This is a genomic window from Phyllobacterium sp. YR531, assembly GCF_000282595.1.
Taxonomy (GTDB): Bacteria; Pseudomonadota; Alphaproteobacteria; order Rhizobiales; family Rhizobiaceae; genus Phyllobacterium.
The window spans coordinates 366473-389109 of record NZ_AKIZ01000022.1 but is presented as its reverse complement, the minus strand read 5'-3'; the positions used below and the strand labels follow the sequence as shown (position 1 = coordinate 389109).

The 22637-nt window shown below is 53.8% G+C and carries 17 protein-coding genes; 12 read left to right on the top strand and 5 right to left on the bottom strand.

Translation table 11 applies throughout. The features are described 5' to 3' along the window. Positions 1-220: 220 nt before the first annotated feature. From PMI41_RS15410 to PMI41_RS15400, 3 genes are all read left to right on the top strand, one after another. Positions 221-1441, top strand: coding sequence for an MFS transporter (locus PMI41_RS15410; RefSeq protein WP_008126355.1), 1221 nt, complete (start codon positions 221-223; stop codon positions 1439-1441). Positions 1442-1646: 205 nt separating this feature from the next. Continuing rightward, positions 1647-2573 (top strand): ABC transporter ATP-binding protein, encoded by a 927-nt coding sequence (locus PMI41_RS15405; RefSeq protein ID WP_008126354.1) that lies wholly within the window; start codon positions 1647-1649, stop codon positions 2571-2573. Further along, positions 2570-3331, top strand: a complete 762-nt coding sequence (locus PMI41_RS15400; RefSeq protein ID WP_008126353.1) for an ABC transporter permease — start codon at positions 2570-2572, stop codon at positions 3329-3331. Before PMI41_RS15405 ends, PMI41_RS15400 begins: the two co-directional genes overlap by 4 nt. A 1-nt stretch (position 3332) precedes the next feature. Here the strand turns inward: PMI41_RS15400 and PMI41_RS15395 are convergent, their stop codons facing one another. The 4 genes from PMI41_RS15395 to PMI41_RS15380 form a co-directional block, all read right to left on the bottom strand. Beyond that, the gene (locus tag PMI41_RS15395; protein WP_008126351.1) at positions 3333-3767 is read right to left on the bottom strand and encodes a TA system VapC family ribonuclease toxin; all 435 of its coding nucleotides are present in this window, start codon (positions 3765-3767) and stop codon (positions 3333-3335) included. Further along, positions 3767-3994 carry a CopG family transcriptional regulator gene (locus PMI41_RS15390; protein ID WP_193372099.1) on the bottom strand — a complete coding sequence of 76 codons (228 nt, stop codon included), beginning with the start codon at positions 3992-3994 and terminating at the stop codon, positions 3767-3769. The genes PMI41_RS15395 and PMI41_RS15390 overlap by 1 nt, the downstream gene beginning before the upstream one ends. 78 nt (positions 3995-4072) lie before the next feature. Then, entirely contained in the window at positions 4073-4759 is a 687-nt protein-coding gene (gene pdeM, locus PMI41_RS15385; protein ID WP_244423957.1) for a ligase-associated DNA damage response endonuclease PdeM, read from the bottom strand. 26 nt (positions 4760-4785) lie between these two features. Then, the gene (locus PMI41_RS15380) at positions 4786-7305 is read right to left on the bottom strand and encodes a ligase-associated DNA damage response DEXH box helicase (protein ID WP_040855340.1); all 2520 of its coding nucleotides are present in this window, start codon (positions 7303-7305) and stop codon (positions 4786-4788) included. Positions 7306-7661: 356 nt separating this feature from the next. On the opposite strand from PMI41_RS15380, the gene PMI41_RS15375 reads away from it, so the two are divergent. After that, positions 7662-8675, top strand: a complete 1014-nt coding sequence (locus PMI41_RS15375; protein WP_040855336.1) for a ligase-associated DNA damage response exonuclease — start codon at positions 7662-7664, stop codon at positions 8673-8675. Then, the gene (locus PMI41_RS15370) at positions 8675-10300 is read left to right on the top strand and encodes a cisplatin damage response ATP-dependent DNA ligase (protein WP_008126345.1); all 1626 of its coding nucleotides are present in this window, start codon (positions 8675-8677) and stop codon (positions 10298-10300) included. Before PMI41_RS15375 ends, PMI41_RS15370 begins: the two co-directional genes overlap by 1 nt. On the opposite strand, the gene PMI41_RS24320 is transcribed toward PMI41_RS15370, so the two are convergent. Further along, positions 10301-11488, bottom strand: a complete 1188-nt coding sequence (locus PMI41_RS24320) for a TIGR02281 family clan AA aspartic protease (RefSeq protein ID WP_008126343.1) — start codon at positions 11486-11488, stop codon at positions 10301-10303. It abuts the gene before it with no gap. 168 nt (positions 11489-11656) lie between these two features. Here PMI41_RS24320 and PMI41_RS15360 point away from each other — a divergent pair, with 168 nt between their 5' ends. The 7 genes from PMI41_RS15360 (at position 11657) to PMI41_RS15330 (ending at position 22139) form a co-directional block, all read left to right on the top strand. Continuing rightward, positions 11657-13126, top strand: coding sequence for a deoxyribodipyrimidine photo-lyase (locus tag PMI41_RS15360; RefSeq protein WP_008126340.1), 1470 nt, complete (start codon positions 11657-11659; stop codon positions 13124-13126). A gap of 231 nt (positions 13127-13357) precedes the next feature. Next, positions 13358-14956 carry a peptide ABC transporter substrate-binding protein gene (locus PMI41_RS15355; RefSeq protein WP_008126338.1) on the top strand — a complete coding sequence of 533 codons (1599 nt, stop codon included), beginning with the start codon at positions 13358-13360 and terminating at the stop codon, positions 14954-14956. Positions 14957-15158: 202 nt separating this feature from the next. Then, complete coding sequence (locus tag PMI41_RS15350) at positions 15159-16754, top strand: peptide ABC transporter substrate-binding protein (protein WP_008126336.1); 1596 nt, start codon at positions 15159-15161, stop codon at positions 16752-16754. A gap of 57 nt (positions 16755-16811) precedes the next feature. Beyond that, complete coding sequence (locus PMI41_RS15345; protein WP_040855044.1) at positions 16812-18410, top strand: peptide ABC transporter substrate-binding protein; 1599 nt, start codon at positions 16812-16814, stop codon at positions 18408-18410. Between the two features lie 76 nt (positions 18411-18486). Then, positions 18487-19410 (top strand): oligopeptide ABC transporter permease OppB, encoded by a 924-nt coding sequence (gene oppB / locus PMI41_RS15340; protein ID WP_008126333.1) that lies wholly within the window; start codon positions 18487-18489, stop codon positions 19408-19410. After that, on the top strand, positions 19403-20533 hold the full coding sequence (locus tag PMI41_RS15335; RefSeq protein ID WP_008126331.1) for an ABC transporter permease subunit: 1131 nt from the start codon (positions 19403-19405) through the stop codon (positions 20531-20533). The genes oppB and PMI41_RS15335 overlap by 8 nt, the downstream gene beginning before the upstream one ends. 1 nt (position 20534) lies before the next feature. Beyond that, positions 20535-22139, top strand: a complete 1605-nt coding sequence (locus PMI41_RS15330; RefSeq protein ID WP_008126330.1) for an ABC transporter ATP-binding protein — start codon at positions 20535-20537, stop codon at positions 22137-22139. Positions 22140-22637: the final 498 nt, after the last annotated feature.

Here is a 22637-nt window from a genome sequence, read left to right as displayed (position 1 = left end):
TCAACGTCATATCGGCTTCGAATACAACTTGTATCGGCGCGATGGCGGCATCTGATATCCCCCGCAAATCCTGGCCCGGAATACCGGGCAGAAGTGCATTTGGCCCACTCGCGAAAGAAATGGACCAAACCACGAAAGCAGGTGTCATACAACTTCTATATGAGGATTGGTTGAGGCGTCGGATAACTGCCTCTTGCTCGAATCTCGATGGACTGTTCCTATGACCGACACAGCTATGCCTGCGCAGCGTTCTTCCGCTGAAACAACCGTCTTTGCAATCATTTTTGCCGTCAGTTTCTGTCACCTGCTCAATGACATGATGCAGTCGCTTCTTGCGGCCATCTATCCGATGCTGAAAGAGAATTATGGCCTCAATTTCAAGCAGATCGGTTTTCTGACATTGACCTTTCAGGTCACGGCATCGCTGCTGCAACCAATCGTAGGTACTTATACCGACAAGCACCCCATGCCCTATTCGTTGCCTGTCGGGATGGCGTTTTCGCTGGTAGGTCTCGGCATTCTCTCCATAGCCACCCATTATGCGATGCTGCTTGCCGGTGCTGCGTTCATTGGCATTGGTTCTTCGATATTCCATCCGGAATCGTCGCGCGTTGCCCGTCTGGCATCAGGTGGACGGCATGGACTGGCCCAATCCTTCTTTCAGGTTGGCGGAAATTTCGGCACGGCGCTTGGTCCATTGCTGGCAGCATTCATCGTTTTGCCACGCGGTCAGCAAAGCATTGCCTGGTTTTCGGCCGCCGCTCTTGTCGGCATGATCATCCTTTATCAGGTCGGCAACTGGTATCAGCGTTACCGCGCCGCGAATGCGAACAAGCCAGCTGCGAGCCGGGTCTTGAAGCTGCCACGCGGCAAGGTCATCACATCGCTGATAATCCTCACCTTGCTGGTCTTCACCAAGAATATCTATCTGGCCAGTATCTCCAGCTATTACACCTTCTATGTCATCCACAAGTTCGCGATCACGGTACAGCAGTCGCAAATGATGTTGTTCCTGTTCCTCGGCGCGGCTGCCTTGGGCACAGTGCTCGGTGGACCCATTGGCGACAAGATCGGCACAAAGGCGGTGATCTGGTTCTCCATTCTTGGCGTCCTGCCATTTACCCTGATGATGCCCTATGCCAGCCTGTTCTGGACGGGCGTGCTGACAGTCATCATCGGCTTTATTCTCTCGTCCGCCTTTCCTGCCATCGTTGTGTTCGCTCAGGAACTGGTTCCGGGCCGGGTTGGAATGATTGCCGGTATTTTCTTCGGGTTTGCATTTGGCATGGCCGGCATTGCGGCAGCTGTTCTGGGTTTTGTTGCCGATATCAAGGGCATCGACTTTGTGTATGCTGTCTGCGCCTATTTGCCATTCCTCGGATTGCTGACGATTTTCCTGCCAAGTATGCGGGAAGTCCGGGGCGAGACCGCCAAGGCCTGAATGGACAGATCCTAGAGAGTGCGTGGTTCGCCCTTCGACAAGCTCAGGAGGGCGAACCTGACCTCCTGACGCCATTTGTCATGATGGTGGTTTGAATTTCCGCTTTTATCACCATATAAGGAACATCGTTCCTCAGATGCTCCGCATCGGGCGATCTGGTTTGCTTTGCAGAACAGATCGTACAAAGTTCTTTCCGGATAAAATCATGTCCTCAGCAATTTCCGTCACCAGCCTCAACAAGACCTATGAATCCGGTTTTCAGGCGCTGAAGAATATCAATCTTGATATACGTCACGGCGAGATATTCGCGCTGCTCGGCCCGAATGGCGCGGGCAAGACGACGCTGATCAGTATCATCTGCGGTATCGTCAACCCGACCTCGGGCACAATTCTGGCCGATGGCCATGACATCATCAAGGAATATCGGGCATCGCGCACCAAGATCGGCCTTGTCCCGCAAGAACTGACGACAGACTCTTTCGAGACCGTCTGGGCGACAGTCAGCTTCAGCCGGGGTCTCTTCGGCAAGCCTGCCAACCCGGCTCATATCGAAAAGATTCTCAAGGAATTGTCGCTTTGGGAGAAGAAGGATTCAAAGATCATGACCCTTTCCGGGGGCATGAAACGCCGCGTCATGATCGCCAAGGCATTGTCGCACGAACCTGAAATCCTGTTCCTTGACGAGCCCACAGCTGGCGTTGATGTCGAGTTGCGGCGCGATATGTGGAATGTGGTGCGGGCATTGCGGGAGTCTGGCGTCACAATCATCCTGACAACCCACTACATTGAAGAAGCTCAGCAGATGGCCGATCGTATCGGCGTCATCAATCACGGCGAAATCATCCTGATCGAAGAGAAGGATGAGCTGATGCGCTCGCTCGGCAAAAAGCAGCTACGCCTCAAGCTCTCTGAAACGCGGCAGGACATTCCTGAAGGACTGGCGAAATATGAGCTTGAACTGTCGCAAGATGGCGGCGAGCTGGTTTACACCTACGACACCCAGAAAGAGCGAACCGGCATAACATCCTTACTCAAGGATCTCGACAAGGCTGCAGTCCGCTTCAACGATATTCAGACCAAGGAAAGCTCGCTTGAAGAAATCTTCGTGAGCCTGGTGAGAGAACGCAAATGAATCTTTATGCGGTCAAGGCAATCTATCTTTTCGAAATGCACCGTACATGGCGCACGATCATGCAGAGCGTCATTTCACCTGTCATATCGACCAGTCTTTACTTTGTCGTGTTCGGCTCCGCCATCGGCGGAAGGATTCCGGAAATCAACGGCATCAGTTATGGCGCATTCATCGTCCCCGGTCTGATCATGCTGTCGCTTCTGACGCAAAGCATATCCAATGCTTCGTTCGGTATCTATTTCCCGAAATTTGTCGGCACAATTTACGAGCTGCTCTCGGCTCCGGTTTCCTATGTGGAAATTGTCATAGCCTATGTCGGCGCTGCGGCAACGAAGTCCATCATACTTGGGCTGATCATCCTCGCCACTGCTGCTCTGTTCGTGCCGCTGCGTATCGAACACCCGTTCATCATGCTGCTGTTTCTCGTTCTGACAGCGGTCACATTCAGCATGTTCGGCTTTATCATCGGCATATGGGCTGATGGTTTTGAAAAGCTGCAACTTGTGCCGCTCATGATCGTCACGCCACTGACATTCCTCGGAGGCAGTTTTTACTCAATCGACATGCTGCCGGATTTCTGGCGAACCGTTACGCTTTTCAACCCCGTTGTTTATCTCATCAGCGGTTTTCGCTGGAGCTTCTACGGCCAATCGGACGTCCACATCGGCACAAGCCTTGCGATGACAGCCGTGTTCCTCATCGCCTGCATGCTGATACTGCGGTGGATCTTCAAGACAGGTTATCGCCTGAAGAGCTGAGCTAGAGGCCAATCAAATGGAGGCTGTCTTTACCTCCCTGCACGCCGTCCGTAACAAGGCGACGATCGAATGTCGCTAGTTGTCCGCCATGGGTTTTAGCAAGCGCAAGCAGATAAGTATCCGTAATTTGGCTTGAGCTTAGGAGCCGCGTTGCATCTATCTGATCAGAGTTCACAAGGCTAATATCGTCTGGCCAGAAGATATGGCCGGGCAAAGATACCAGACCTGAAAGCAAGGTCATCACCGTCGCTGGTGTGCCGGGGGTATTTGGATAGCGCGGATTGCCAATAATCCTCAGCACTCCATTTTCAGTTAGCGGGCACGTTGCCCAAGACATCTTACCTACGCGGTCAAACCACTCGTGCGCAGCATCGTGGTGAACGTGTACGGGATCAAACAAGGCAATCAGCACATTGACGTCGAGTAGAAAGGTCATCAGGGAAGTTCATCGCGAAGCTGGTTTACGAGTTCCATCGTAACTGGCGTCGTGTCTTTTACACTCAATAAAGGCACGCCATTTCGCTTGCTTTTCCCTGAGCCCGGAGCCTGAAGCGATTGACGGGCGAGTGTCGAAATCACTTCTCCGACAGTCTTGTGCTGTCTCGCGGCCAACCCTTTCGCCGCAGCAAGCACATCATCATCTATAGCCAGTGTCGTTCGCATCTCGTCACCCACATCACGCATCAGTCATCACGCATCACATATAATGCAGGTGCTCTGTTTTTTCAATTATGCTGCTGATCAAATATAAAGAGTCTTGGCGGTCATGGGATAGACCCGCTTGCTGCCAAGCATATAGGCCATGATGGCCTGCGCGTCGAAAAGCCCGTGAAACGGCCGGCTGAGGATATTCATGCCGCCCGTATAAGCGCCGAAGGCTGGCATGATCATGCGTGTTTGGTCGCTGACAAAGCAGCGGCGTTGCACTGCCTGCCCGCGCCGGACGACTTTGGCAGCCGGATGCAGATGACCAGCAATTTCTCCTGAGCATGGCTTTTTCGATGGCTCGTGCCGGAAAACGAGATTGCCGAATGCAAGTTCGGTAAATGTTTCGCCCGGCAGGTCAGCGGGGTGCTCAGGGTCATGGTTGCCCGTAATCCATATCCATTCGCGGCCGGCCATCAACTGGCCAAGCGCTGACGCATATTGCTCCGGCAAACGCGCGGCAGCCTGACCATCATGGAAGCTGTCGCCAAGGCTGATCACGCTGGCGGGGTTGTAGCGCGCGATAACTCTTCCCAAGGCTGCAAGAGTGTTTGCCGTGTCATAGGGCGGCAGCAGCATGCCGCGCCGCGCAAAGGATGAGCCCTTTTCGAAATGCAGGTCCGAAACGACGAGTATACGGTCATCTTCCAGATACATGGCACCGGAAGGATCGCAAACGCATCTATGCCCGGCGACGACCATTTCCGCCGCGCCATGCAACATCGTTTTGGTTATTTGCGATACCAGATTCATGAATGGTCTGACATTTCTCTAGTCAACTCGTCGGCGATTTCTTCCAGCAGCGTTTCATGTGCTTCGCCGGGTACACGTTCCTTGCCAATTTCCATCATCACCGGAACGGCAAGCGGCGAAATCTGGTCCAGATCCTTGTGAACGATATGGCCTTTGATTCGGCTTAGCATATCGCTGAGACGGCGAATGTCCAGAAGTCCGGTCGCCGCATCGGCGCGCGTTGCCTGGATAAGAATGTGGTCCGGCTCGTGTTCACGCAGCACGTCGTAAATCAGATCGGTTGAAACCGTGACCTGCCGCCCGGTCTTTTCCTGTCCGGGGTGACGTTTTTCAACAAGGCCGGAAATCAGCGCGCAATTGCGAAAGGTACGCTTCAGCATGAAGCTTTCCGAAAGCCATGCCTCCAGATCATCACCAAGCATATCTTCGTCAAAAAGTTCCGAAAGCGGCAATTCCCCCTTTTTGAACATACGGCCCATATCGCGCAGGCCCCAGATCGACAGCGCATAGTCAGTCGCAATGAAGCCGAGTGGCCGCGCCTTCGCCCGCTCCAGCCGCCGCGTCAGCAGCATGCCCAGCGTCTGGTGTGCCAGCCTGCCTTCAAACGGATAGATGACCATGTAGGAGCGTTCGCCACGCGGGAAGGTTTCCACCAGAAGACTACCCGGTTGCGGCAATACCGATTTCTCTTTCTGGATGCGCAGCCAGTCGCTCACCTGGTCGGGCAGGGCGCCCCAGCGGGCCGGGTCGGCCAGCATGCTTCGCACCTGATCGGCCAGATAGGTGGTCAGCGGAAACTTTCCTCCCGCATAGGAGGGTATCTTGGCGTCAAAGCCTTCCGCGTTGGAAACGATGCATTCATTCTCGCGAATACCTTCAAAGCGCAGGACGCGCCCGGAAAAGAAAAACGTATCGCCGGGTGTAAGCGCTTCCAGGAAATGCTCTTCGACCTTGCCCAGAACCGGACCGCCACGGGCATTTGCACCCTTGCCGCGCTGCCGCGTCAGCCGCACATTCAGCGAGGGAGCTTCGATGATCGTGCCGACATTCAAGCGGTACTGCTGGGCAATACGCGGATGCGTAACCCGCCATGAACCATCTGCCGTCTGGCGTATTTTCGCAAACCGCTCATAGCTTTTCAGCGCGTATCCACCCGTCGCCACAAACTCGATGATACGGTCGAATGTATCGCGCGGCAAAGCGGCATAGGGCAGGGCGGTCCTCACTTCGGCGTAAAGATCATCTGCCTGAAATGGCTCGGCACAGGCCATGCCAAGCACATGCTGCGCCAGCACGTCCAGCGAACCTTCGCCCAATGGCGGGGTATCCTGCGCACCGATATAGTTTGCATCAAGCGCGGCCTGACATTCCATGACCTCGAAGCGATTGGCCGGAACGAGTATCGCACGCGATGGTTCATCCATGCGGTGATTGGAGCGTCCTATACGTTGCGCCAGACGGCTGGCACCCTTAGGCGCACCCACGTGTATGACAAGATCAACATCACCCCAGTCGATACCAAGGTCAAGTGTTGAGGTTGCAACCACCGCGCGCAAGGCATTTGCAGCCATGGCCTGCTCAACCTTGCGGCGCTTGCTGACATCAAGCGAGCCGTGATGCAGCGCAATCGCCAGATTATCATCATTCGCCATCCACAGATCGTGAAACAGCCGCTCCGCCTGACTGCGCGTGTTGACGAATATCAGCGTCGTAGCGTGACGTTTGATCGCTTCGTAAATACCCGGCAAGGCATAGACCGCCGAGTGCCCCGCCCACGGAACACGGTCTTCCGTTTCCAGAATCGTGATGTGCGGCTTGGCTCCACCTTCGACTTTGACAAGACTGGCCAAAGCGGAACCACCTGTTTGCGGCACAAGCCAGCCGCGCAGTTCATCAGGCTCGGCCACTGTGGCAGACAAGCCGATGGTTTGCACCCCCGGTTGCAGGCGGCGCAAGCGTGCCAAACCAAGAGAGAGGAGATAGCCGCGTTTTGATGTGACGAGTGAATGCAGCTCATCGAAAATGACAAAACGCAAATCTTCAAAAAAACGCCCTGCATCTTTGCTTGCAATCAACAGCGCCAATTGCTCCGGCGTTGTCAGCAATATATCCGGCGGTGCCAGCTTCTGCCGCTGCCGTTTATAGGCGGGCGTATCGCCTGTGCGCGTCTCAAGGGTTACATTGAGCCCCATTTCCTCAATTGGCTTGGCAAGGTTGCGCTGGATATCAACAGCAAGTGCTTTCAGCGGTGAAATATAAAGCGTGTGAATGCCCCGGCTTGGGGCGTTGCTTTTGCCGCGCTGGGCCAGATCGACCAAGGTGGGAAGAAAGCCCGCCAATGTTTTGCCCGCACCCGTAGGCGCGATCAAAAGGGCTGAATTTCCAGCCTGCGCTTGCTCAAGCAATTGCAGTTGGTGCGCGCGCGGCGACCAGCCCTTTGCCTGAAACCAGTTCAGAAAAAGCGGTGGTAAAAGAGTTGCGCCGGAATCGGCAATGGGTGCGTTGCTGATGCTCACTACGGTCAATGTAATGATCCATTGTAACCGCGCCAAGTTTTCTTTGATGCCAACTGACATTTACAAGGATTGCGTGGAGCCAAATGTGACCTATCTTCGTTCATGGTACGTGTTGCTTGTTGCACCGCGTTGGTGAGGGTGGTTTGCAATGCCCTCTGTGCGTGGTTCGACGGGGCTCACCATGAGGAAAATTGATGATTGCATGGAGCCACGGTGTACAGGGCGTCGGTACTGATGCAACTCTCTACCTTCCTCATGGTGAGCCCCGTCGAACCACGCACACAGTTGATGCAGTGGGCTAAAAATATTCACTGCACCGAGCATTTGATGAACACGGGAACGGAGAACGCAGTTTGTTGAAACGTCCGGAAGAGCTCTTGCGATCCACGCCTGCCGGTCTCTATTCGCCAGCGGGTGATTTCTACATTGATCCCATCCGCCCTGTTGACCGCGCGCTTATCACCCACGGCCACTCGGATCATGCGCGTTCCGGCCATCGCAAGGTCATGGCCACACAGCAGACGCTCGATATCATGGCGCTGCGCTATGGAGCCGACTTTGCCGAGGAGACCCAGACAGCGGAGCTTGGCAAATCAACAGAGGTTAATGGTGTCACCATCAGCTTTCATCCAGCCGGGCATGTGCTTGGCTCTGCCCAAATTGCCGTAGAAAAAGAAGGCATGCGCATCGTTGCGTCGGGTGATTACAAACGCCGCGCTGACCCGACATGCCTCGGCTTCGAACCCGTGGCCTGCGATGTCTTCATCACCGAAGCCACATTCGCCTTGCCGGTGTTTCGCCACCCAAACAGCCGCGATGAAATCGCCAAGCTGCTCAAATCAGTCGAGCAGTTTCCGGAGCGCTCGCATCTCGTCGGCGCTTATGCGCTCGGTAAGGCACAACGCGTCATACGCCTGCTGCGCGATGCCGGATATGACCGCACGATTTACATTCACGGTGCACTGGCAAAGCTCTGTGACTATTACGAAACGCAAGGCATAAAACTCGGTCCGCTGGCCCCGGCAACAATTGAAAAGGGCAGTGTGGCAGATTTTGCCGGCGCGATCGTGGTGGGTCCGCCTTCCGCCTTTCTCGACAGGTGGGCCCGGCGGTTCCCTGATCCCGTTTCATGTTTCGCTTCCGGCTGGATGCGTATTCGCCAGCGCGCACGCCAAGGCGGTGTCGAACTTCCGATCATACTTTCCGATCATTGCGACTGGGATGAACTGACAGACACCATCACCGAGCTTCATCCCTCGCAAGTCTGGGCCACGCATGGCCGCGAGGAAGCTCTTGTCCGCTGGTGTGATCTCAATGGATATGCGGCCCGTCCGCTGCATCTCGTCGGCTATGAAGATGAGGGCGATTGATGGAAGAGTTTGCCGCACTTCTCGACCGCCTTGTCCTGACGCCCGCTCGCAATGGAAAGCTGAAACTTCTGGCTGACTATTTCCGCGATACGCCCGATCCCGATCGCGGGCTGGCGCTCGCTGCAATTACCGGCGATCTGAATATTGCCAATGTCAAACCGGCCATGCTCCGCGCTCTTATCGCCGAACGCATGGATCAGCAGCTTTTCGCCTATTCCTATGATTATGTCGGCGATCTTGCCGAAACCATTTCGCTTGTCTGGTCAGCGGATGAGCCTTTGCGCTCCAACAGCGTGCCGACGCTTGGAGATGTGGTCACGGCGCTTGAGCGGGCCTCCCGCAGTGATGCCGTCAGAATGGTCGAAAAATGGCTGGATCAGCTTGATGCATCGGCGCGCTATGCTCTCTTGAAACTGGTGACCGGAGGCCTGCGCATTGGTGTATCGGCTCGGCTTGCAAAGCAGGCATTGGCACAGTTCGGCGAGGTGGATGTCACGGAAATTGAAGAACTGTGGCATGGTCTGACACCGCCCTATCAGCCACTCTTTGCATGGCTGGAAAAAACCGCGGAAAAGCCGGAAAGCCTCAGCCTCGCACCCTTCCGGCCAGTCATGCTTTCGACCCCGCTTGAGGAGCCGGACCATGCACGCATCAATGCGCAAGAATATGCCGCCGAATGGAAGTGGGATGGTATCAGGGTTCAGCTGACATCGGAGAAGGGCCAGCGCCGCATATATTCGCGAACGGGCGATGACATTTCCCACGCTTTTCCCGACATTGCCGATTTCATGACATTTGAAGGCACGCTGGACGGTGAATTGCTGGTAGCACGCAGCAATGATACCGAGATGGAAATAGGTGCATTTGGTGATCTCCAGCAACGGCTCAATCGCAAGACTGTCTCAGCCAAGCAACTGGAAAGTCATCCAGCCTTTGTTCGCGTTTACGATCTGCTGTTTGATGGTGCGGAAGACATTCGTGCACTGCCGTTTGGCGAACGCCGCAGGCGGCTGGAAGCTTTTGTGAAACAGCTTGAGCCCACGCGCTTTGACCTGTCACCCCTGATAGGTTTTGAAACCTTTGAAGACCTCGCCCGCTATCGCAAGAACCCTCCGCATCCCATCATCGAAGGGCTGATGCTGAAGCAATATACCTCCGCCTATGTGCCTGGACGACCAAAGGGTCCATGGTTCAAATGGAAGCGCGATCCCTTCATCATCGATGCGGTGCTCGTCTATGCGCAGCGTGGGCATGGCAAGCGCTCCAGCTATTATTCCGACTATACATTTGCAGTCTGGACAGGCCCCGAAACCGACCCGCACCTTGTACCGGTGGGCAAGGCCTATTTCGGCTTCACCGACGAAGAGCTGAAACAACTCGATGCCTTTGTGCGAAACAACACGACCGAGCGCTTCGGGCCTGTTCGCTCGGTAAGGGCGGAACCCAAGCATGGGCTGGTGCTTGAGGTAGCCTTCGAAGGGCTCAACCGTTCCAAACGGCACAAGTCCGGCGTTGCCATGCGCTTCCCGCGTATTTCACGTCTGCGTTGGGACAAACCCCCAATCGAAGCCGACCGGCTGGAAACGCTTGAAGCCCTGCTGCGTGATACGCAAAATCCGGAATAGTCATTGCTTGCTCTGGATTTCCCAGGCATCTGCACCGAAAATTACGTTGAATCTGGAAAGGAAGGAGCGGCCCAAAAGTCCGTCTATCTCGCTGCCCAGCGCTTTCTCGTCCGCCATGACAATCATTGCCACATCATTGGCTTCCACTTTACCGATCTTGACCTTGGATGCGGAACTGCGTTGAGCCCAGGAAACGCCGTTGGCAGTCTGCATGCGCACCGAATAATCCTCAGTAAGAGGTAATTTTATACGTGCAGCAAAATCCCTGCTTATAGACACAAAGCTGGCACCCGTATCGACGATGAAGTTTCCGGGAACACCATTTATGCTGACCTTGGCAGTAATGACATCCTTGCCCCGGCTGGGAAAGCGGTCATTGCCGGTTGCATAGCGTTGTTCACATTTGCCCTTCGAGGTATAGTCCTTGAGCATGGTCTGAGACCGCACCGTATCGTTCTTTGCGGGATCAATAGATATCCATGTCTGGATCGGGGTAATGGCGCCGCAATAATCGCCCAGTGCCGCATAGCTCAGCGAAATCTGGCGGAAGACTTCCCCGCTCATTGATGTCAGATCATCCGACAGGCCTATCGTGGATTCGTATGCGTTGATTGCTTCCTTGTGACGCTTTGCATCGCTTAATATTTGTGCCTTGAGATAGTAGGACTGCGCCAGATCAGGTGACATGACAAGCAAGTCATCCATCACCTTGAGTGCGCCGTCGAAATCGCTCAATCCGTACAGGGCATCTGCTGCATTATAGAGCGCAACATCGGATGGTCTGCATTTGTTTGAGTATGCCTGAAACACTTTGGCCGTGTCGCGGCTATATCCAGCCTTTTGCAGCGCTACAGCGAAATCATAGGTGACGTTCCAGTCACAAGGCTCGCGCTGAAGCTTTGTGATGTAGCCGGATATCGGGACTTTTTTGACCAATGTTGCCGGAAGCGCTTCCATTTCGTAACGCTCATATAATTTGGCAAGCAATGGATCAGGCGCTGTTTCGGGCAGTGCCGCCGGTGTGTTTTGGGTTAATTGTTGGAGTGCCGGAAGCATGTCCTTGCCCCAATAGAAAAACGCACCACCTGCAACAAAAAGGCCGATAATGAACGCGATTATCGCATATTCGCGCCAGGCACTGTAATGAGGGGGACCGCCATTGCGGTCTTCCATGTCAGCTTTAAGCATAAAAATCTCTTTAATATCAATATATTGGCAATTAACAGGCAACAAAAATCATGTTTGCTTGTTTATTACAAAGCGGATTGCCCGGCAATCAAAAACAATACACACAGAAAGAGAGCTGTTCGCACTGCGCTCAGTATATTGGCAGCTACCTCAATGAGGAAATATGTGATGACGACAATCGGCAAGGACGAAAACGATGCGAAGGAAAATCCTGTCATCGTCCTGTTCCGCCATGATTTGCGGCTCGCGGACAACAGGGCGCTTTATGCGGCCGCGCAAACCGGTAAGCCTGTCATCACCGTCTTTATCCGCGATGAGGAAACGAGCAAATCCGTGCGGCCACTTGGAGGTGCGCGTCAATGGTGGCTGCATCACTCACTGGTTTCACTCACCCGATCTCTCGCTAAATTGGACCAGAAGCTGATCCTGCGAAAAGGTGCAACGCAAGCCATCGTCAGAAACCTGCTAGATGATACCAAGGCCGACATGGTTCTATGGAACCGCAGATATGATCCTGCAGGCATCGAGGTGGATACCGCACTCAAAGCGGAACTGCTCGAACGAAAGATTACAGCAGAAAGTTTTGACGGGCATTTGTTGCACGAGCCCTATAAACTCAAGACCGGAGCAGGCGGGTACTACCGCGTTTTCACACCCTTCTGGCGGGCCTGTCTGAATGGTCCTGAACCACGCAACCCAGTTCCCGAACCGAAAAAGCTGAGAAACTGGTCAAGCGACATTACCTCTGACGAGCTGGACGATTGGGCGCTGCTGCCAACGAAGCCCGATTGGGCAAAAGGATTCGATGAGAACTGGACACCCGGCGAAGAGGGCGCGAGGGAAAAGCTTTCAGACTTCCTCGACGACAGGGTGCCATCCTATAAAAACGGTCGCGATATTCCCGGCACGGAAGCGACCTCGCGTCTGTCGCCACATCTTGCCCACGGCGAAATCACGCCATTCCAAATCTGGCATGCATCGAAATCCCCTGCCATAAAAGATCAGAATGGCGGTCTGGATACGTTCCTGAAAGAGGTTGGCTGGCGGGAGTTTTCCTATCACCTGCTTTTCAACAATCCGAAGCTTCACACGGAGAATTTCAACAAATCCTTTGACGGCTTTGAATGGAGCAGGAAGGTCTCACATTTCGATGCCTGGAAACAGGGCAATACGGGCTATCCCATTGTCGATGCCGGCATGCGTCAGCTTTGGCAGACTGGCTGGATGCATAATCGGGTGCGGATGATCGCGGCCTCGTTCCTGATCAAGCATCTGCTGATCGACTGGCGCAAAGGAGAAGAGTGGTTCTGGGACACGCTTGTCGATGCGGACCCGGCCAGCAATGCGGCAAGCTGGCAATGGGTGGCCGGATCTGGAGCCGATGCTGCTCCTTACTTCCGTGTATTCAACCCGATCATCCAGGGCGAAAAATTCGACCCCAACGGGCGGTATGTCAGGCAGTTCATCCCCATCCTTAAAGACCTGCCCGACAAGTATCTGCACAAACCGTGGACCGCCCCGGCAGCTACCTTGAAAGCTGCCAATATAGATCTGGGAAAGGACTATCCCGAACCTATCGTCGAGCATGGAACTGCCAGAAACCGGGCATTGGAGGCTTATTCGCGTATGCGGGATTGAGTTTTCCACAAAAACGCGAAAGATTATTTCGCGCGCTTTGTTGGCGCATCCACACCCAAAAGTGGCGTAAAATGGCCCCTGGGTCCATATAGTGCAATATTTTTTGACGTGGCCGTCAGCCATATTCCACTAAAATATTATATCGAAAGTGCCGGAGCCTCCTTGCCTTTGGGCAAATTTTGGCATTTGTTCAACCCTTCGCAATTCTCTTAGAGGGGAAGGAACAGAAAAATGACCCTAATGAAGCTTAATTTCCGCACCGCGCTATTGCTCGGTTCACTTATGCTGGGTGCAAGCCCGGCTCTGGCCGAGGCAGTGCTCCATCGCGGCAATAGCGGTGAGCCGCAAACGCTCGACCAGTCCCAGACATCGATCGATATCGAAGCGTTCATCGTCAAGGACCTTTATGAGGGTCTCACAGTATATGACGCCAATGGCAAAATTGTGCCGGGCGCAGCAGAAAGCTGGACTGTTTCCGATGATGGCCTCGTATACACATTCAAGATTCGTGCAGATGCAAAATGGTCCGATGGCTCGCCGGTAACGGCTGAAGACTTCGTATTCTCGATGCGACGCGTCGAAGACCCCAAGACTGCAGCTGGCTACGCCAATATTCTTTATCCGATCAAGAATGCGCAGAAGGTCAACAAGGGCGAAGCCAAGATTGAAGAACTGGGCGTAAAAGGCGTTGACGAAAAGACCCTTGAGATCACGCTTGAACAGCCAACTCCATTCTTCATCGAATTGCTGTCCCACCAGACTGCTCTGCCCATCAACAAGGCAAGCTTTGAGAAGAACGGCGCTGAGTTCGTCAAACCGGGCAAGCTGGTCGGCAACGGCGCATTCAAGCTCACCGAGCACGTTCCAAACGATCACCTGACCGTTGTGAAGAATGAAAACTATTGGGATGCGGCCAACGTCAAGCTCGACAAGGTAATCTTCTACCCGATCGACGATCAGGCTGCGAACGTCCGCCGCTACGAAGCTGGCGAACTCGATCTCGTCTACAACTTCTCGTCCGACCAGATCGATCGTCTTCGCGCGGCAAATCCAAAGCAGGTGCACGTTACTCCAGCGGCTGCGACCTATTACTACCCCTTCGATACGCGTACAGAGCCATTCAATGACGTGCGCGTCCGACGAGCGCTTTCCATGTCCGTGGATCGCGACTTCCTTGCCAACGACATTTATGACGGCACGAAGCTGCCGGTCTATTCACTCGTTCCTCCGGGTCTTGAGTCCTATGGCGAACCTTCCAAGGCGGATTTTGCCGGACTTTCGCAGCTTGACCGCGAAGACAAGGCTGTCGAGTTGATGAAGGAAGCCGGCTTTGGCGAAGGCGGCAAGAAGCTCAATATCGAAATCCGCTACAACACCAATCCGAACCATGAACGCGTTGCAACTGCTGTTGCCGATATGTGGAAGAAGACCTTTGGTGCCAATGTAACGCTGATGAATCTCGATATCTCGTCGCATTATGCTTACTTGCAGGAAGGCGGCAAATTCAACGTAGCACGTGCCGGCTGGACTGCCGACTATGCGGATGCTGAAAACTTCCTCAACCTCAATGTCAGCACCAACAAGACATTCAATTACGGACATTATGAAAATCCGGAATTTGATGCGTTGATGAAGAAGTCCTATGCGGAGCGTGACCCTGCGGCACGTTCCAAGATTCTGCACGAAGCGGAAGCGTTGATCATGCGTGATCAACCAATTGCACCTCTGATGAACGATGCCAATCTCTGGCTTGTTTCCGACAAGGTCAAAGGCTGGGGTGACAACCCCAACAACGAACATCTGAGCAAATATTTGAGCATCGCAGAATAAGGAAAGCTTGAATGCGGGTGACCCCTTCGGGTTGCCCGCATTCCGCTTACCGATTTCCCGTGCCACACTCGTCATTCGAAAATTTACGAGCTGCATACCCCCGAACACTGCCCCTTTAACGAGGCGGTGATCGCGGGATTTTGCCTATCCAATTGATTTGGTAGCCGTTGTCGAATGCGATCAGAATAGGAGCTAGTTCACGATGTTCTTTTCGAAGTTCACTCTATCAACCGCACTTGCCGGATCGCTCTTGCTGGGAGCTGCACCGGCATTTGCCGAAGCGGTCCTGCACCGGGGCAATAGCGGCGAACCGCAAACCCTCGATCCGTCCCAGACCTCGCTGGAAATCGAAGCCTTCATCCTCAAGGACCTTTATGAGGGTCTTACGTCCTATGACGCAGCAGGAAATATCGTTCCCGGTGCCGCCGAAAGCTGGACCCTGTCTGATGATGGTACGGTCTACACCTTCAAGATAAATGACAAGGCCAATTGGTCAGACGGTACGCCCGTTACCGCTGAGGATTTTGTCTTCTCCTTCCGCCGTGTTGAAGACCCGAAGACTGCTGCGGGCTACTCCAATATTCTTTACCCGATCAAAAATGCCGAGAAGGTGAACAAAGGCGAGGCCAAGCTTGAAGAGCTGGGCATGAAAGCCATTGACGCCAAGACCCTCGAAATAACTCTCGAACGCCCCACACCATTCTTCCTGCAATTGCTGGCGCATCAAACTGCTTTGCCGGTTAACAGGGTGAGCCTGGAAAAGAACGGCGCGGAATTCATCAAGCCCGGCAAGCTCGTCTCCAATGGCGCTTTCGAACTGGTTGAGCATGTACAGAACGATCACCTGACTGCGGTCAAAAACCCGGATTACTGGGACGCCGCCAATGTGAAGCTTGATAAGGTCATCTTCTATCCGGCCGAAGATCAGGCGGCCGCTGTACGCCGTTTTGAAGCTGGCGAGATACAGCTCGTCTATAATTTTTCCGCCGATCAGATCGAGCGCCTGCGTGCATCGCATGGCGATCAGGTTCACGTGAATCCTGCTCTCTCAACCTATTTCTATTCTTTCGATACGCGCGTTGAACCCTTCAGCGATGTGCGGGTGCGGCGCGCGCTTTCCATGGCGATCGACCGCGATTTCCTCTCACAGGAAATCTACAAGGGCGCACAGCTGCCGGCCTATTCATTGGTGCCGCTTGGCATCACCAATTATGGCAAGCCGGAAGAGCCGGATTTTGCCACGTGGACCCAGATTGATCGCGAAGACAAGGCGGTCGAGCTGATGAAGGAAGCCGGTTATGGCAAAGATGCCAAGCCGCTTGAAATTGAAATCAGGTACAATACCAACCCCAATCATGAAGCAGTGGCGACAGCTGTTGCGGATATGTGGAAGACCGTTTTCGGTGCCAAGGTCACCCTTTCGCAAATCGATATCAGCGCTCACTACGCCTATCTTAAAGAGGGTGGAAAATTCAACGTGGCACGCGCCGGTTGGACCGCGGATTACGCCGATGCGGAAAACTTCATGACGATCAACATGAAGAAGAATCCGACCTTCAATTACGGGCGCTATGACAATCCCGAATATGACGCTCTGGTAGAAAAGTCCTACACGGAGAAAGATCCGGCTGCTCGTTCCAAACTCCTGCATGAAGCAGAGGCAATGGTTTTGCGGGATCAGCCTATCGCCCCGATGATGAATTTCGGCCAGCTCTGGCTTGTGTCAAACAAGGTCAAGGGCTGGGTGGATAACGGGTCGAATGATCACCTCAGCAAGTATTTCAGCATTCAAGAGTAAATTGCCTGCCCGCTGCGCACCGCGCAACGTGTTCGTACAGGAACAGAAAGGACAATAATTATGTCTGCCAAATTCAATTTACGGGTCGCAGCACTCCTTGGCACGCTGATGCTTGCCGCAAGTCCAGCTCTTGCAGAAGCTGTTTTGCATCGCGGCAATAGCGGCGAACCCAATACGCTCGACCAATCCCAGACATCCATTGATATCGAGGCTTTCATCGTCAAGGACCTCTATGAGGGTCTGACAATCTACGATGCCAGCGGCAAAATTATTCCCGGCGCTGCAGAAAGCTGGAAAGTATCCGACGATGGCACGGTCTACACCTTCAAGCTACGTGACAAGGCAAACTGGTCCGACGGTACGCCGGTAACGGCAGAAGACTTTGCCTTCTCTTACCGCCGTATTGAGGACCCGAAAACGGCAGCCAAATATGCCAACCTGCTTTACCCCATCAAAAATGCCGAAAAGATCAACAAGGGTGAGTTGCCTGCTGACCAGCTTGGTGTAAAGGCCGTCGATGCCAAGACATTTGAAGTGACGCTCGAACGTTCAACCCCGTTCTTTCTGGAGCTTTTGGCGCATCAGACTGCGCTTCCAGTGAACAAGGCAAGCTTCGAGAAAAATGGTGCCGAGTTCGTCAAACCGGGCAAACTGGTCAGCAATGGCGCTTTCAAGCTGGTAGAACATGTTCCCAACGATCACCTGACTCTTGGGAAAAACCCCGAATATTGGGACGCTGCCAACGTCAAGCTGGACAAGGTGGTTTTCTACCCTCTGGAAGATATGGCAGCGGCAGTTCGGCGCTATGAAGCGCGTGAGCTTAATCTGATCTATGACTTCTCTGCCGACCAGATAGAGCGTTTGCGCAAATCCGTTGGCGATGAAGTGCATATTACGCCCAAACTCGGCACCTACTATTATGCCTTCGACTCGCGCAACGCACCATTCGATGATGTGCGCGTACGCAATGCGCTGTCCATGGCTATCGACCGGGATTTCCTTGCCAATAAAATCTACAATGGCGCGCAATTGCCGGGCTATTCGCTCGTTCCGCCCGGCATAGCCAGTTACGGCGAACCGTCCAAACCGGCCTATGCGGACTTGTCGCAGCTGGACCGCGAGGATCAGGCCATCAAGTTGATGGCTGAAGCCGGATATGGCCCGGGTGGCAAGCCGCTCAATATTGAAATCCGTTACAATACCAGTGCCAATCACGAACGCGTCGCCACAGCCGTTGCCGATATGTGGAAGAAAACGTTTGGTGCCAATACCAGTCTGGTCAATCTCGATGTCTCGTCCCACTACGCATATTTGCAGGAGGGCGGGAAATATAATGTTGCGCGGGCAGGATGGATCGCTGATTACGCCGATGCCGAAACGTTTCTGGCGCTGAATATCAGTACCAACAAGACATTCAATTACGGATACTACAACAATCCCGAATTTGATGCCCTGATGAAGAAATCCTATGATGAGCGCGATCCGGAAGCACGCTCGAAAATTCTGCATCAGGCAGAAGCCCTGCTGGCACGCGATACCCCTGTTGCACCGCTGATGACCAGCGCCAATCAGTGGCTTGTGTCGAGCAAAATCAAAGGTTGGGTTGATAATGCGCCCAACGAGCATCTGAGCAAATTTCTGAGCCTTGCGGAATGATTATGATGGAAGCAGCGGTTCAATAGAGTGAGTAGGTGCAGCTGCTGAAGCTGCACAGGAGAGAGAGTATATCTCAATGTTTCATTTTGTCCTTCGCCGACTGGCGAGTGCTGTGCCGACATTGTTTATTGTCGTCACGATTTCGTTTTTCCTGATGCGCTTTGCACCCGGAGGGCCTTTCAATCTTGAGCGACCATTGCCGCCGGCGACGATGGAAAACCTCATGAAGGCCTACCATCTGGATCAGCCCTTATGGAACCAGTATCTCAACTATCTGAAAAATGCCGTCACCGGCGATTTCGGACCGAGCTATATCTATAAGGACAATACAATTGCCGAGCTTATCGGCAAGGGTCTGCCCTATTCGGTCAAGCTGGGAAGTTTCGCACTTCTGTTCGCGCTCATTGGCGGCGTTCTGGTTGGAACCCTTGCAGCCTTGCGTCAGAATTCGTTCTTTGACTTTCTGACCATGTCTGTCGCAACCACCGGTGTCACCGTTCCAAACTTCGTTGTCGGGCCGGTACTTCTGCTGATCTTTTCACTGACATTTTCGCTTCTGCCCGGGGGAGGGTGGGGAGATGGCTCATGGCCGTTCCTCATACTGCCCGTCATAACGCTCGGGCTTCCGCAATTGGCGGTTTTTGCCAGGCTGACGCGCGGCTCGATGATTGAAGCCCTGCACGCGGATCATATCCGTACGGCCAAGGCCTACGGCTTGCCTTCACGTACTGTCGTGATCACCCATGCCATGCGCGGCGCTCTTCTACCGGTGGTTTCATATCTCGCACCATGCGCGGCAGCGTTGCTCACCGGTTCCGCCGTTGTTGAAAGCATTTTCACCATCCCCGGCGTCGGACGTTACTTCGTCCTCGGCGCCATTAATCGTGACTACACACTGGTCATGGGAACTGTTGTTCTCGTCGCCATTTTCGTCATCGTCTTCAACCTAGTGGTCGATATTCTCTACGGCCTTCTCGATCCGAGGGTTCGTCATGACTGATATTCCTGCAACGATCATTCCACCGGAAGAGTCCAAAGGGCGCAGCCTTTTTCAGCTTGCCGCCATCCGCTTCCGCCGCAACCGCGCAGCGATGACGGGGAGTGTGCTGCTCTTCCTGATCACGGTTTTCTCGTTCTTTGGCCCCTATGTGATCAGCCACACCTATGACCAGGTGTTCTCGTCCTATGTTGCCATTCCGCCAAGCATCGAACCGCTTCCCAAAGCCGACAGTCTCGGCGATGTCATGAAGGGCGTTGCTGACCGGGCAAGGGTTGAGCTGCGTGAGTTTGCCGTCGACGGCAATACTTTCACCGCAACAATCCATTCCGACAAACCCATTGATCCGCGTTCGACCCGTTACTTCGACCGCGCCAATGAATTCGACAACACGCAGGTTACAGCCACCGAAGAGGATGGTGCCACACTAAAACTGACCGGCACCGTCAATCGTGAGTATTTCCCATTCGGCACGGATAATAACGGCCGCGATATGCTCGCCCGCGTCATGCTGGGCGGCCAGATTTCGCTTGCAGTCGGCTTCCTCGCCAGTCTCGTTTCACTGGCGGTCGGCGTGACCTATGGTGCAATATCGGGTTACCTCGGCGGGCGTGTTGACAACGTGATGATGCGTCTCATCGAAATTCTCTATTCGCTGCCATTCGTGTTCCTCGTCGTCGTGCTCGTTGTGTTCTTCGGTCGAAGTTTCATACTGATCTTCCTTGTCATCGGTGCCGTGGAATGGCTGGATATGGCCCGTATCGTGCGTGGTCAGACACTGGCTTTGAAACGGCGGGAATTCATAGGCGCAGCGCAGGCATTGGGACTGACTGACTGGCAGATTATCCGTCGTCACATCATTCCCAATACGATTGGACCGGTCATCGTGTTCGTGACAGTGGTGGTGCCAAAGGTAATTCTGCTGGAAAGCTTTCTGTCGTTCCTTGGGCTTGGCGTCCAAGCGCCTTTGACAAGCTGGGGAGCATTGATCTCGGAAGGAGCAAACAAGATGCAATCTGCACCCTGGCTGCTGATTTTCCCCGCTGTCTTCTTTGTCGTCACACTGTTCTCGCTGAACTTCATCGGCGATGGACTGCGCGATGCACTCGATCCAAAGGACCGCTAAGATGACGGACAAGATTGAAACTGTACTGTCCGTACGCGGGCTTAAAGTAGACTTCACAACCCCTGACGGCGACGTGAACGCCGTAAAGGGTATCGATCTCGATGTGAAACCCGGTGAGACGCTGGCTGTTGTCGGGGAATCCGGGTCTGGCAAAAGCCAAACCATGATGGGCATTATGGGTCTGCTTGCTTCCAACGGCAAGGTAACCGGCTCTGCCGAATATCGTGGCAAGCAACTGATCGGGCTTCCGCTGAAAGCGCTCAATACTGTCCGCGGCTCAAAGATCACCATGATCTTTCAGGAGCCCATGACCTCGCTTGATCCTCTCTATACGATCGGGCGACAGATCGCCGAGCCCATCGTTCATCACAAAGGCACCAGCTTCAAGCAGGCAAAAGTGCGGGTGCTGGAACTGCTCAAACTGGTCGGCATTCCCGAACCGGAGCGGCGTATGAACAGCTATCCGCACGAGCTGTCTGGCGGTCAGCGTCAGCGTGTCATGATCGCCATGGCACTTGCCAACGAGCCGGATCTGCTGATTGCCGATGAGCCAACCACGGCGCTGGATGTGACCATTCAGGCTCAGATATTGGACTTGCTTCGCGACCTGCAAAAGCGCTTCGGCATGGCCATCGTCCTGATTACCCACGACCTTGGCGTGGTCAAACACTTTGCCGAACGTGTTGTCGTAATGCGTAAGGGCGAAGTGGTTGAAAAAGGCACTGTGGAAGATATTTTTGAGCGCCCGCAGGAAGACTACACAAAAATGCTGTTGGCCGCCGAACCAAGCGGCGGCAAGGAACCACCGGCCGATACTGCTCCAGTCGTGCTGGAAGGGCGCAATGTTTCAGTCGATTTTGCGATTGGCGGCGGGTTCTTCTCCAGTGCGCACACGCTTTTCCGCGCTGTCGATGGCGTCACCATCCGTTTGCAGGAAGGCCAGACTATCGGCATTGTAGGTGAGTCCGGTTCGGGCAAATCCACCTTGGGGCGGGCGCTCTTGCGTCTGTTACCGAGTAGCGGGCACTACCATTTCGCCGACAAGAACATTTCGAGTTTTGGCCGCTCTGCAATGCGCCCGTTGCGCAAACAATTGCAGCTCGTGTTTCAGGACCCCTATGGCTCGCTTTCACCGCGGCAGACTGTCGGTGAAATTATCACCGAAGGCCTGCTTATCCACGAACCGCAGCTGACTCGGGCAGACCGTGACAAGCGGGCGATTGCTGCCTTGAAAGAGGTGAACCTGGACCCTGCTTCCCGTAACCGTTATCCGCATGAGTTTTCAGGCGGACAACGGCAACGTATCGCGATTGCCCGTGCTGTCATTCTAAAGCCTAAAGTCATCATTCTCGATGAGCCGACATCCGCATTGGATCGCTCGGTGCAAGGACAGGTCATTGATCTGTTGCGTGATCTTCAGGCAAAGCATGGGTTGTCCTATATTTTCATCAGTCACGATCTGGCAGTCATCAAAGCCATGTCGGACTATGTGGTTGTGATGAAGAACGGCAAGATTGTTGAAGAGGGTCAGACGGACGACATATTCGATAATCCGCATCATGAATATACAAAGACATTGATCGGCGCCGCGTTCGATCTCGATTGATTGTTACATCAGTTAAGGGCGAGTCCTCCTTCGCGGGGCCTCGCCCTTTTTTTATTGCAGGCCTGACGCGCGCGCTATCCACAGCCGCTTAATAGTATAGTTTTCGCTCGCTGAGAAGTCCGGAGCCGTCAAGCATAATACACTTATAGCCTTGGCAACTCGATACTATTCAGCGCGCCCGATCATGGAAGCATCAAAGTGCCGGGATCTACAAAAACATTTCGCCAAAACGTCAAATCAGAAGCAAGCAGCGTGGTGTCAGGCATTAAACCGGCAAAGTGTAGCTGCGCAACGCTGCCATTCCCGGCAGGGTCAAAGTACAAATTGCTATGACCGCGCCGCACTTCGAGTGCAATAAAACAGAGCACCAAACGTAAGTGCTGTCGCCACATTTATTTGCCATGAAATAGCCCACACAGAAACTGGCACATCGTCTCTCATGAAATCAAATAAGATCGCTGTGGTACAGGTTTTGTTGCAGCAAATTTCCTAAGTTGC